Genomic DNA, 11,345 nt, shown 5'->3' on the forward strand with positions numbered 1-11,345 from the left:
TAGATGACCAGACTACCGCTTAGTAGCTCACTGGGAAGCCCAAGCCTCAACGGTTTCTGCGCCGTACTGGGATTTCCAATCTTTCAAGGTTTTGTGGTTGCCGCCCTTGGTCTCGAGGCGCTCACCGGTGTGGGGGTTTTTGTAGATTTTGAGCTGGCGAGGCTTACGGGTAGCCTTCTCTACTGTTGGGGCAGAGCGGCGTGAGGCTGCCGGATCCAGTAGGTCAATCACATTGCGCAGGCTGAAGCCGTACTCGCCAAGCAGGCCACGAAGTTTGGTCTCAAATTCAATTTCTTTCTTGAGGCCGTCATCATTCCTGAGGCTCTCAAGCTCGGCGAGCTGCTGGGCAAGTTGCTGCTCTAGTTTTCTGAACTCTGCAAGACGAGACATATGCCACCTCTGGCTGGAAAGAGTTCAGTATACACAAGCGTGCAAGTACTTGAGCCTTTTTTGTAGCGGCGAGCTCCATTGCCTCGACCTTGGCCGTGCAGTGCGCAGGTCAATTTCGCCGCTGCTAGCATGGAACATTTTTCATGCTATGATTCCCGCCATTGAGTAAGGGGTTGCATATGTGGATCTTTTTAGATACAAACATATACTACAATCAGTGGAATCTAGATGGCGCGAATTTTAATGCATTCAGGAACTTCTGCAACAATACTGGTGCGAAGCTTCTGCTGCCCGAAATTGTTAGAAGGGAAGTGCAGAATAAATACGAGTCGGAAGTAAGTGCTGCTCAAACGGAGTTAAACAAGGCTGCGCAGAAGCTGACAAAGCTAGGCGTTACGGATCATGGTGTGTCTGGCACAGTAGCAAACATAAACTACGATTTCTACGCTGTAGTTCGCGAGCAATTCCGCCGCGTACTGGATGTCCCTTACGGGGCAGTGCCGCACAGCGATCTGGTCACCAAAGCACTCGCTCCGAAGCTTCCTTTTCGGGATGGTGAGAAGGGCTATAGAGATGCGCTTATGTGGCTCTCCGTTCTGGACTTTGCCCGGAGTTTGAATTACCAGGGTGACATTCACTTCATTAACAATAACTCAAAAGATTTCTATCTAAACAAATCTGGTTCTCTAGAGCTACATCCTGATCTTAAGCAGGACATCATAGACCGTGAAATTATCGCGACAGTCATTCCTTATGTGGCGCTTAATGACTTCGTTGAGGCAAGAGTTCCGAAGGATCAGCACGGTATTGTTTGGAACGAGTTTTATGATGAATACAACGGTGAGCTGGATAGGGCGGTGAGCATGGCGGCGATTGAGTGGCTTGACGATGCCCCGTTAGTCGAATTGCGGGCAAGTTTCACGGCTGCTGGATATCCATCGGCAATAATGGAGGGGGCGTTTGCGGCCAACTTTGAAGATTGGGATGGGGTCGAGGACTCTTCGATATTGAGCATGCGTAAAATTGATGACGAAAGGTACTTTATTGATTATGGGTTCGATCTAAGGCAGCTAGAGGTAAAGCTCATATCACCCACAAGTGGTCACTCCTACTCTTTTGGGAATTTCGGAGGGTATATTGACACTGAAGTGGATAATGAAATCACAACAACGACTTTCTTTATGCGAGCTGACTTTACGGCCAGTGTAATTTTCAACGTAGAGTCCGGCCAAGTTGAAAAAGTTGATATGAATGGAATAACCATCAGGAGCCGTCATTGAGGTTGCCCGTCTAACCTTCCGTCTGAGGCCGGTAATCGCGGCCTTAGGCGGAAGGGCTGTAGCCCCAGCCATCGGTCTCAACGGTCATCTGGCCACAGCAGATTTCAGACCAAGACCGTGCGCCCAAACGGCGCATGGTGCGTACACGCGGCTGCCCCAGGAGGCCGTGCTTCACCATGAAACGTATTCGGCCGCCGGCGAGGAGGGCGTTCTCGCGGACTACGATGAGCGACTCGGTGCGTTCTATCAGCGCGAGGGGATGAACGCTGCTGGCTGGTCAGAGCAAGTGGTCAGCAGGCTGCGGAGTGTGTCGAACCTGCATGGGCGTGAGGAGCTTCTTGGTGAGCTGGCTCGAATGGGGTTTGGGCTGCGCTAATCAGCAGAACGTCATATGATCCCGCATGCTTGACCGAGCTAGCAACTTCCAGACGGTTCGCCCAGGCGGTGTATGGATACCTTGTAGGGCCTGAATAAATAGCAAGGATGCGTCTGAAATGAAACCTGAGATGTCTGAGTTTTCCTATGGGTTCGCCTTCACTAACGAGTTGATCCACGCTCCTGGTTCCCATGTCGTAGCAGCACCAGAATTCCCATCGTTGCAGAAGGAGGGAAAGCCTGGCGGCGGTTACGACGTCAAGATCCCCTTTGGTTCTCCACTTTTTCTCCAGTTCAAGCTCAGCCACTTCATGGCGCGCACCAACAGCAAGGAATACTCGCTGATGGGGGGAGCCTACTATCGCTGGCATCTCCATGCGCTGAAGCATTCCGCGCAGCATGATCTGTTGCTGGATCTCGAAGGTAGGGGCAACGAGGTTTATTACGTAGCTCCAGCTTTCCATCAAACCGCGGAACTGAATACTCATTACCTATCGAAGGAAATCGTTGAGCGATCGGCAGGTTTCCGCCCAAGTGATATTGGCACGCTAGATGATGAAGAGCATTACGTCGTGTTCGATAGCAGTCCCTTAGCCTATCGATGCTCGGACGATCCACACTCGGTCAGATTTCAAATGATGAGTCACTGGCTAGGTGCGCAACAGGGGCAACGGGATTCTCGAGCCTTGAGTGATGCTGAGGTTCACGCGATCGGTGAGACGATTGTCGATGCGCTGCGTCAAAGTAGAACCCGGCGAAAACTCGTGGGGCACAAGTCCATCGATCCGGATGATGTAGCAAGAGCAATCGATAACGAACCCACGCTAAGAACGCTAGCGTTTGTTTCACGGACGGTTCTGGATTCTGAGCTTCTGATCGTCACGCCCACGGAGCGATCCTCCAAGGTAGTAAGGCGTAAGCGCAGTTAGTTGTGTCAGTTATCCGAAGATCACGACAGACGATCGTGAAGGTCGCATGGGATGCTACTGGCTGATCAGCAAGCTCGACACTCGCCAGCCCTTGGCTACTGTGAGCGTCTGGCTTACCGTTAAACCAGACCTTTTCGCCAGGCCTTCCTGCCGCGCCAGCTCAAAAAGCCGAACGCATGACCCCATGCCGCTGTAGCCGATGCACGCCATCTGGATCGCGTAAGTCATCAGGCGGCGCTCTGGGCGTGTGGTTACCCACGCAAGGGGTGACGCCAGACTACCGCAATGGCAAGATGGCATTATGCCTACTCAGTCATAGTCAGGTACGACGTTTGACGATCCATAGCCAATACGCATGTGCCATTGATGGCGATCTACGTGTCCTCGTTCCGGTTAGGCGCTACCAACTGGTGCTGAAACACCGCCTCCTCGATCAGTTGGGTGGCTTCTCGCATTTACTGCTAGAGGCGCTCGCCCAGATGCCTGATCGTGGAATTAGGTGGGTGCTCGACATCACAGGATCAAGCCCCCAACAGTTGGCCCCAATCCAAGGCAGGCTAGAAGGCCTCGGGCTGATCGAGAACGGAAAGCTGACCCCTCAATCCAGAGCGCTTCTTACGTTCAAGCGGCTTCTACACGGGCAATCTCGTTCACTCTGGCTGGACGGAGCCTACAAGACGCATTCTTTCTGCGGTGCCCATACGCTTCAAACCGTTGCTCTGGACGAGCAAGATTTTGTTATTCGCCAATGGCATCGAGGTGACGGAAATCCCCGTCGTTGGCCCACTGCGGACTGGAATGAGGACTGTGAGCGTCAGAAGAAACGCATCATGATGTGCCCAGACCAGTACCTTTCGATAGCATTTGAAGATTTTTATAGCTGCTTCAAAGATGCCAAATTCATTCCAACAGAATGGGTGCTTCAAGTTCGACTCGATGCTGAAAGCGCCAAGAGTGATCAAGCGATCGAAGTGAACCTGGAGTCGCAGTTCGTCAGTCGTAAGCAGGGATGTGAATTCAAATTCGCGAGCCCGGTGATCTGCCTTTCGACCCGCTACAGCCTGCCCGCCGATGCACCTCACCATCTCTCCCAGCTCCTACCACCGAATCAACTGCGGTTCACCACGTTTCTTGACTATGACGATGAGTGCTCAGACGAGATTGTTTTATCTGAGTCGCCGGATACACCGTGGGTGTGGCCTATCGTAGATACCATCGTGCGAGAGCAAGTGATAGAGCAGCTGTTCTATGAGGTGGCTTCCTCGGAAGACGGCGTTTCTTCCGTTATCAATCGGAAACATGTATTGGAGGATCGCTGGCAGCACCTAGGGTTCAACTGGGGGGCTGTAGAGCAAAGCCTTAATCTGGAAGGCCTGCACGTTGTCAGTGGTGATCAATGAAAACCGTCGACATTTTTGCCAGCGTCATGGATCAAGCGTTTCAGGATACTCAAACACGCCGATACGGAGCGATTCTGCTTACACGGGGGGTAGGAGGTGTCGCCAAACTCAACCCGACGGCTGTATGGGTTGACGCAGTGGTAGCTGTGATTGAGGCCGGCTCCAGCTACCTACGCTACTGTGCCGCCCGTGAAGTGACAGCGCAAATTCGAGCGTTCAACGAGCAGCTTGAGGTGACTTTGGCTCAGCAACTGCGTTTGGGTGAGGATGAATTGAAGATCATTCGGCGCGATCGAGCGGAACGGGCCAAGATGATTACTCAGGTGCTCGCAGGGGCTCAAAATATGAAAGTACTCACTGCCAAGACGGTAGAGCGGCAACTCAATAGCCTTAGACGGCAACACGTTTTGCTACAAGCGGAGCGTCGAGAGCTAGGGAATTTCCAGGAACTCGTCGCCTTACAGGTGTGCCTTGACAGGTGCATTGATGCCACCTTGGCACTTCTTCTGAGTCCTACGGGAGAGAACGCATGAAAGCACCAAGCAAACCTACCCCTTCCAAGCCAGCACCTAAGAAGCCGGCTGGTAAAAAAGGAGGAGGGGGGATCAATTTTTCCCAGGCAATGGAGATGGCAAATGCCTCTGCAGATGCCTTCAAGGCATTTGCTGACTACAAGAAAGAGAGCCTGATTACTGAGAGGGCGCTCATCGATGGCGAGCGTGCGATTCGCCTTGGAGAGCAACAGCTCCAGGAAGCTCACCTACGAGATCAGCAGCATTTGAGGGAGCATCATGAGCGTATGCATGAACTCGAAACTCAAGGTCGACACGCTGAAAATAGCCATGAGCATGCGATGGCGTCGCTGGACAGCAAAGTCAGTAAGGAAGATCGGATCCTGAAGCAGCTCGAAGCAAAGGAAATCACAGCTCAAGAAGCTGCTCTCTTGCTGTACGGAGGCCAGGAGTAAGTCATGGCTATTCCCTTCCTCGTCGCGGCTGGCCTTATGGTCATGGCAACCGCCAAAGTAATTAGCTGGGTCGCTAACAGCATGACCGAGGAAGAAGAGCGTAAGCAGAGGGAGGAGAGGAGGAAAACAGCTGACATCCGCAGCCGTGCACGTGCGGCTAAAGAAAGGCAAGACGAGTCTCTCAGGCAAGAATACAAAGCCATGGCTCTTGAGCATGCTCAATTGCTACGGCAAGTCATTCAAGACAATCGCGAAGCGGTTGCTGGCGTCCCTCAAGTGCTTCTGGAGCTTGAGGCAATGATCGGCATGGAGGTTCGCGACAAGACGTCAAGCCCGTATCGCAAGTCAGCACTGCGCCGGGAGTATGCGCGCATCGAAGATGCCATTGTGCGAATGAAAGAGTACGAGAAGTACCTGTCCTACGCGGTATCTGAGATTGATGGTCTATTAGCTCGGAGCCAGTACGAAGCACTCCTTGAGGTCGAAACAACTGAGCCACTGCTTCCCCTTGAATGGCTATACCCGGGCAAGCTGGTACTGCTCGCTATGAATGAGATCGGAAAACCTCTGCCGCGGTTTGGTCATCGCGTCTCTTTCGGAAAAGATAGCGTTGCTCAGAAAGCCCTGGCGCTACCTTACAAGGACGAGATTCCTGTCCTGATCAATCGCCGTTGGGACAATGGATCCTTCAGCGGATGTGTTGCCAGAGGGCTGCTTTATTACAATCACATAATGACGGGTGAAGCTGTATCGCTCATAGTTGATCACCCAATCAAACAGGGGGTGGTGGGGACGCTTTTCGATGGTGTCATCAAAGCCAGGCTTCCAAGCAGTCAGCTCAAACATCCCGGTGTTCGATTGCTGGTCGGCCAAAAGGTGTTGGTACACTTAACCCACTACGACCTCTGCTTACAGCAAAACCCTTTCGAAGAAAAGCCGACTCATATCGAAGTCAGTGAGTTTGATTACCACACTCGCAGCGTGCAGTCATATCAGCAACTCTACGTTGCCGTAGATGAGGTGCTCCTTAGCGAAATCTCTGATCAGAAATTTTTCGATTCTGACGAGCCATGGACGCTTCTCGACTTTTCCAGCTCAACCGGAACAATTTCTCTAGCCAAATCGTCCGTACGCATTGAATGCAAGCCCTCAGCGAATTACGAGATACTTGAGGTTATCAAGGCCACCCAGACAGGGGCGTTGCAGATAGGGATTGATACTCCTTTCCGCTTCACGCTCATCGAGCGGAATTTGGCTGCCAGAGGACAGGTTGGATGGCGCGATGGCGTAGACGAGTTTCTCAGTTTCTGTGCCCAGACAGCCTTGGATATGAAGGACTCACCTGAGCGGCTAGCTCAAAGCCGCTTCTACCAGCGTTGGGAGCAGGTAATTGCCTATCAGCGCAGCAGGGAGGAAGTTTCGTCGGTGAACTTCCAGGCAAGCGCCTTGGTGCAGCTCGAGGATGAAAGCCTTCGTTTGTCCAGGGATCGCTTGTCGTACGCTGAGCTCGACGGATTCGATCAGACAGTTGAAAAACTGAAGGAGGTGCTTGATCCACGGAACAAGCTCAATCAAGACTTCTGCGTCCGCCTGTACAAATGGGACGAAGCACGGTGCGAGTTCATTCTGGCGACTGATCGTCGAAGATTTCCCTTATATTCATGTTCCAAAGATAGCATCAGCATAGACGGGGCATTCTCGCTCCCAGAAGATGAAACCATGATGCTCCGTTTGGTGGTGACAGTGACAAGCACTGCCCTCAAGCGTCAAGCTCAAGCGCTCGAAGATTTTTTCAACGACCAGCTGGTTAACCCTGCACTGAAAAATATACTGCTTTCCCCTGAGCAATATCTTGCCGAGCAAGATAGTCGAGAAAGAGAGCTTGCTTGGTCTGGGCCTCTCGACGAAAGCCAAAGGCGTGTTGTCCAGTTAGCGCTGAAGGAGCGCAATATCGCCTTGATACAGGGCCCTCCAGGGGCAGGGAAGACGACAGCCATCGTCGAAATGCTCTATCAGCTTTATCGTCAACGCCAGGATTTACGCATATTGGTCGTTTCTCAGCAGAACTCGGCTGTCGACAACGCGTTGAGTAAATTCCTCAAACAGCATGCTGATAGCTTTGATAGCCCGATTCGTATGATTCGTATCGGCAACCCAGAAAAGATGAGTGCAGAGATCAGGCCGTCAGGTTTCGATGCCCAGTTTTCAGACTACATCACTGAGCTGGAGGAGCGTGCGATCGCCGGAGCAGTCAGCTTGCCAGAGGATGAGGCTGCTCTGTGTCATATGTGGTTAAGCCTAATCAAGCAGGCCGCTCAGTCGAAGGCAGACCAAGATGAATTCTTCATCACATTGCTTGCTGATCGAAACCTGCTGGGCGCGACATGCGTGGGTCTGGCCAGCAACAAAGGCGGGATCGACCAACTGCAGTTTGATGTTGCTATCATCGATGAGGCGGGGCGCGCCACCATTCCCGAAATCCTGATTCCTATCCTTCGTTCGCGCAAGATAATCTTGGTCGGCGATCACTACCAGCTTCCACCTAGCATTGCTCCGCTGCTTCGGGAGGACGAGGCCGCTGAAGAGCTCGGGTTCCTTCGCGAGAATTTCTTAGACAACAGCTTCTTCGAACTTATGTTTGAACGCCTCCCGGCTCAATGCTGTGAGACGCTCAATCTGCAGTACCGAATGGCCCCCGCGATTGGCAATTTGGTTGCCGAGCTTTTCTACATGAGAAATGGACAGCGGGTACTGCACAACGGACGCGAAGATGATTATTTCAACGATCTCTATGTCTTGCAGAAGCCCATTTACTGGGTAGATGTGAAAGGAAAGCAACGTCAGCCTAAAGGTTCGAAAAGCCAGGAAAACAAGGAAGAAGCGTTGCGGATTACCGAATTCCTAAGCGAGCTCGCCCAGCGCGTGGAACGTCCTCTTTCAGTCGCAGTGATCACACCCTATGGGGCTCAAAAGGAATGCATCCGTAAAAGCCTGAAAAAAGCCGATTGGATCGATGGCTGCAAGGGATCTTTGACTGTTGCTGTCGATACTGTTGATGCCTTCCAGGGCAGTGAGGCAGATATCGTCTGCTACTCCACAGTGCGCACCGAGGGCAATCTCAACTTCATTCTTGATCGGAAGCGATTGAACGTAGCGTGCTCAAGGGCAAAGCTTCACCTGCTTTTCTTCGGGCATCGGGACTTTTTGGGGCGGTGGCGCTCGAAGAAAGACTCTGAAGCAAACCTCTTTCCAAGGCTGATGTCTCACGCGTTTAACCTAGCTGTCACGTTTAAGGATGCAGAGCAGGAAGGACTCACGGAGTGCTGAGATACAGAGCCGTGGCGTCGCGCCACTTGCGCCGAGTCACTCAGGAGGGGGGCGTCAGTGTCGCCCTTCCTATTACGAGGCTAAAAGCTGTGCTTTCACTCAGGGTTTGCGGCGAAAAAGACTCAGGTTGAACTCTTGGCTGAAGCGAGTGGCTATATCGATGATTTGTGCTGCGAAGCCATTTTCACTCTGATTCATCAAGTTAAGCCAGGCATCCGGATCAGTGTTCCAATTGGAATGGATAGGGTAGGCGCTGAATGCTCTAGTATCGAATGTCCACCAAGGCCACCACTTGGTCGGTGCTGATGAAGAGATACCACAAAACTCGGTCATCGCCTTACTAATGGCATCGTTCCGCATGTTAGCAATTTCCTCTTGACTCCAGGCGCAGATGCCGAAGTAGAGTTCCTGATGGTTGCGCTTGTTAAACGCCCAAGCTGGGCCACAAACATCCTCAGGACTGAAACGTATACCTAATGTGCAATGAGATGCACCGTCGGCCAAGCCTTCATCGACTAGAACCTCCACGTGGAGGTGCGAGATTTGCTGGCGAAGGGATGCTTGAAAGTCTTGCCAAACCTGCCGCTTTGCTGCGTGCAGCTGCTGGCTGATTTGAAAGGCGGCTCTAACATTCTTTTCGGTACGCAAAATGAGTGCAGTTAGTTCCTGGCCATTCTCCACAATTAATTCTCCATTGATCTGTTCACGAACAAATTGCGCAATCGCCTCCACGAAAAGGCGCACAGCGTGTGCGCGTGTATGCTGAGCGCAGTCCTCAAGCCAGCGAGCAAGTTGAAAAAAGTCGAGACCTACAACTTGGTCAGTAAGAGCAGCCGATGACTGCTTAGGAAGCGTATATTCGCTGACCTCACCATTACTCAGGTAGATTAATAGCCATTGGGCTTTGGTGTGCTGGCTTTCCAAGTATCTGGCGTAGTCAAACAGCTGATTTTTTTGATCGGTTGCCCAAGGTTTGTTCTCAATAGCTAACCCGCCATTACGAAACCTTAGATATATGTCCATTCGGCGGTGGCTAGGGAGGCGAAACTCGGTGTGAGCGGCTACAAAATCTTCTGATAAGGCAAAGCCTGTGTCAGGGAGGAGAGCAAGAAATTTAGTAAGGTATAGATCACCTTGTCCGTGGCTACCGTTGGGATCAAGCAGCTCTCCCAAGTAGCTAGAAAGAGCATTTTCATCACGCTGCAAGAACATCATCAACCTGAAATCTGGTGCGAGCTGGGCCTGGTAGCGGCGCTTTGCCTTCGAATCCAGGTCATTCCACAGCTGGAACTCACCGAGCAACTGCTCAGCTCCTACAAAATCCATGTTATCGCCCTAACGAATGCTAGCAAGACCAATTGGGGGTTCATGATATTCGTACCGGCTGTACTCAGCCATCCTAGAAGCCTCTCGATCACCAACCCTTGGCTAACTCCTCAGTCGCCTGCGCGATGTGGGTGGTCGTGGGTCGAAGTGAAGATACCCAGTTTGGTGATTCGGAATCGTCTTCAGCACCTTCTTACTTAGCATGCCCATGAGCAGAGTGAGCCACTGTATTCAAACGGCCTCATACACGCACTAGGCATGCGCCGCCCAAGAGCAGTCAGGCCTACGGCATAGCGTTTGGATCAATCATGTCCATACGTGGCGAGTCATCAGCTGACGCTTGGTCGACTCACCCCTCCAGTTTCCTAATAAGGCCGCCAAACTGTTGAGCCGGCTCAACATAGCGAAGCGCTGACTTCATGTCGCTCCAGCCCACGTACTCCATAAGCGTTTTGATGTCCCACCCCGAGCTTGCTGCCCATGTGGCGAATCCACGTCGGATTGAGTGGGCACTGTACATCTGGAACGGCAGGCCGCAGCGTTTCAGGACATCTCGGAGGAGAGGAATCAGGCTATGTGCCGCGAGCGGGCGATCGCTGATGTTCCCCCAGCGATCGATTCCCCTGAATACACCGCCGCGGGTTAGGCCGGCAGCTTCAATCCAGTTCAGGTAAGCCTCCACCGGGCAAAGCTTGCTCAGCGATGGCGTTCTGTACTCCCGCCCGATGTTCTGCCGATCTCCCTTGCTGGATCCCAGGTAGAACCGGATGCCCACATGGCGCTCGGCATGCGTGTTCTCGATCGTCAACCTGGACAACTCATCTCCGCGAAAGCCCCTCCAAAAGCCGATGGTGAGGATGGCAATGTCGCGAGTCGCTTTCAGCAGGGTGGCTATGTTGCCGGCGGCTCTTGCTCGCGCAACCTCATCCTCGAGATGAGCTACTGCCTTCTCGAGCTGGAGCAGTGGTAAGGGAGCTGCTTGCTTCTGCTGTACCGGGTGTAGTGCCCGGATGCCCTTCAGTAACTGCCTGATCTTGGGTGCCTTGGTGGGATCCGGGAATCCATTGCTTTGATGCCAGTTAGCTAGCGCAGCCAGGCGCTGCCTGAGCGTGCTAATCGCCAGTTGGTCAGCGTACTCGGCAATGTATCGCACAACTGTCTCGGTGGTGGTGGGCAGGAAGCCGCCCCAGGTCACTTCGAAATGGGATAGGGCGGCCGCATAGCTCTTCGACGTGTTCTGCCGGACGCTCGCCTCTAAGTACTTATCTGCCTTGCTGACCACTTCAACCACGCCAGTTCCCCGCATCCAGCTCTAGGTGGCCTAATTTCGCCACACGTACCGCTTTTCGGG

11 protein-coding genes are annotated in these 11,345 nt (G+C 52.7%); 7 read left to right on the plus strand and 4 right to left on the minus strand.

Annotated elements, in window-relative coordinates; genetic code table 11:
* Positions 1 to 27: 27 nt before the first annotated feature.
* Positions 28 to 390, minus strand: a complete 363-nt coding sequence (locus tag CHB99_RS19565) for a histone-like nucleoid-structuring protein, MvaT/MvaU family (protein WP_042126149.1) — start codon at positions 388 to 390, stop codon at positions 28 to 30.
* A 179-nt stretch (positions 391 to 569) separates the two neighbouring features.
* Between CHB99_RS19565 and CHB99_RS19570 the strand changes: the two genes are divergently transcribed.
* From CHB99_RS19570 to CHB99_RS19580, 3 genes are all read left to right on the plus strand, one after another.
* Complete coding sequence (locus CHB99_RS19570) at positions 570 to 1,670, plus strand: PIN domain-containing protein (RefSeq protein ID WP_042126147.1); 1,101 nt, start codon at positions 570 to 572, stop codon at positions 1,668 to 1,670.
* Positions 1,671 to 1,821: 151 nt separating this feature from the next.
* Positions 1,822 to 2,046, plus strand: coding sequence for a nitroreductase (locus CHB99_RS30765; protein ID WP_042126145.1), 225 nt, complete (start codon positions 1,822 to 1,824; stop codon positions 2,044 to 2,046).
* A gap of 118 nt (positions 2,047 to 2,164) precedes the next feature.
* Positions 2,165 to 2,974 (plus strand): hypothetical protein, encoded by an 810-nt coding sequence (locus CHB99_RS19580; RefSeq protein WP_042126143.1) that lies wholly within the window; start codon positions 2,165 to 2,167, stop codon positions 2,972 to 2,974.
* A gap of 54 nt (positions 2,975 to 3,028) precedes the next feature.
* Here the strand turns inward: CHB99_RS19580 and CHB99_RS29830 are convergent, their stop codons facing one another.
* Positions 3,029 to 3,202: a hypothetical protein gene (locus tag CHB99_RS29830; protein WP_156994712.1), complete on the minus strand. Its 174-nt coding sequence runs from the start codon at positions 3,200 to 3,202 to the stop codon at positions 3,029 to 3,031.
* A gap of 104 nt (positions 3,203 to 3,306) precedes the next feature.
* On the opposite strand from CHB99_RS29830, the gene CHB99_RS19585 reads away from it, so the two are divergent.
* Genes CHB99_RS19585 through CHB99_RS19600 form a run of 4 tightly spaced genes read left to right on the plus strand, consistent with a single transcriptional unit; the run spans position 3,307 to position 8,668 of the window.
* Positions 3,307 to 4,374 (plus strand): hypothetical protein, encoded by a 1,068-nt coding sequence (locus tag CHB99_RS19585; protein ID WP_042126141.1) that lies wholly within the window; start codon positions 3,307 to 3,309, stop codon positions 4,372 to 4,374.
* Positions 4,371 to 4,907: a hypothetical protein gene (locus tag CHB99_RS19590; RefSeq protein ID WP_042126139.1), complete on the plus strand. Its 537-nt coding sequence runs from the start codon at positions 4,371 to 4,373 to the stop codon at positions 4,905 to 4,907. The genes CHB99_RS19585 and CHB99_RS19590 overlap by 4 nt, the downstream gene beginning before the upstream one ends.
* Positions 4,904 to 5,341 (plus strand): hypothetical protein, encoded by a 438-nt coding sequence (locus CHB99_RS19595; RefSeq protein WP_141137311.1) that lies wholly within the window; start codon positions 4,904 to 4,906, stop codon positions 5,339 to 5,341. The genes CHB99_RS19590 and CHB99_RS19595 overlap by 4 nt, the downstream gene beginning before the upstream one ends.
* A gap of 3 nt (positions 5,342 to 5,344) precedes the next feature.
* Positions 5,345 to 8,668 (plus strand): DEAD/DEAH box helicase, encoded by a 3,324-nt coding sequence (locus tag CHB99_RS19600; protein ID WP_052419460.1) that lies wholly within the window; start codon positions 5,345 to 5,347, stop codon positions 8,666 to 8,668.
* Between the two features lie 99 nt (positions 8,669 to 8,767).
* Here CHB99_RS19600 and CHB99_RS19605 read toward each other — a convergent pair whose 3' ends face one another.
* Both CHB99_RS19605 and CHB99_RS19610 read right to left on the minus strand, forming a co-directional pair.
* The gene (locus CHB99_RS19605) at positions 8,768 to 9,994 is read right to left on the minus strand and encodes a PDDEXK-like family protein (RefSeq protein ID WP_042126135.1); all 1,227 of its coding nucleotides are present in this window, start codon (positions 9,992 to 9,994) and stop codon (positions 8,768 to 8,770) included.
* A 349-nt stretch (positions 9,995 to 10,343) separates the two neighbouring features.
* A complete protein-coding gene (locus tag CHB99_RS19610; RefSeq protein WP_167335870.1) occupies positions 10,344 to 11,285 on the minus strand; it encodes a tyrosine-type recombinase/integrase in 942 nt (313 codons plus the stop codon).
* Positions 11,286 to 11,345 lie beyond the last annotated feature (60 nt).

Source organism: Pseudomonas japonica, assembly GCF_900188455.1.
GTDB classification, from domain to species: domain Bacteria; phylum Pseudomonadota; class Gammaproteobacteria; order Pseudomonadales; family Pseudomonadaceae; genus Aquipseudomonas; species Aquipseudomonas japonica.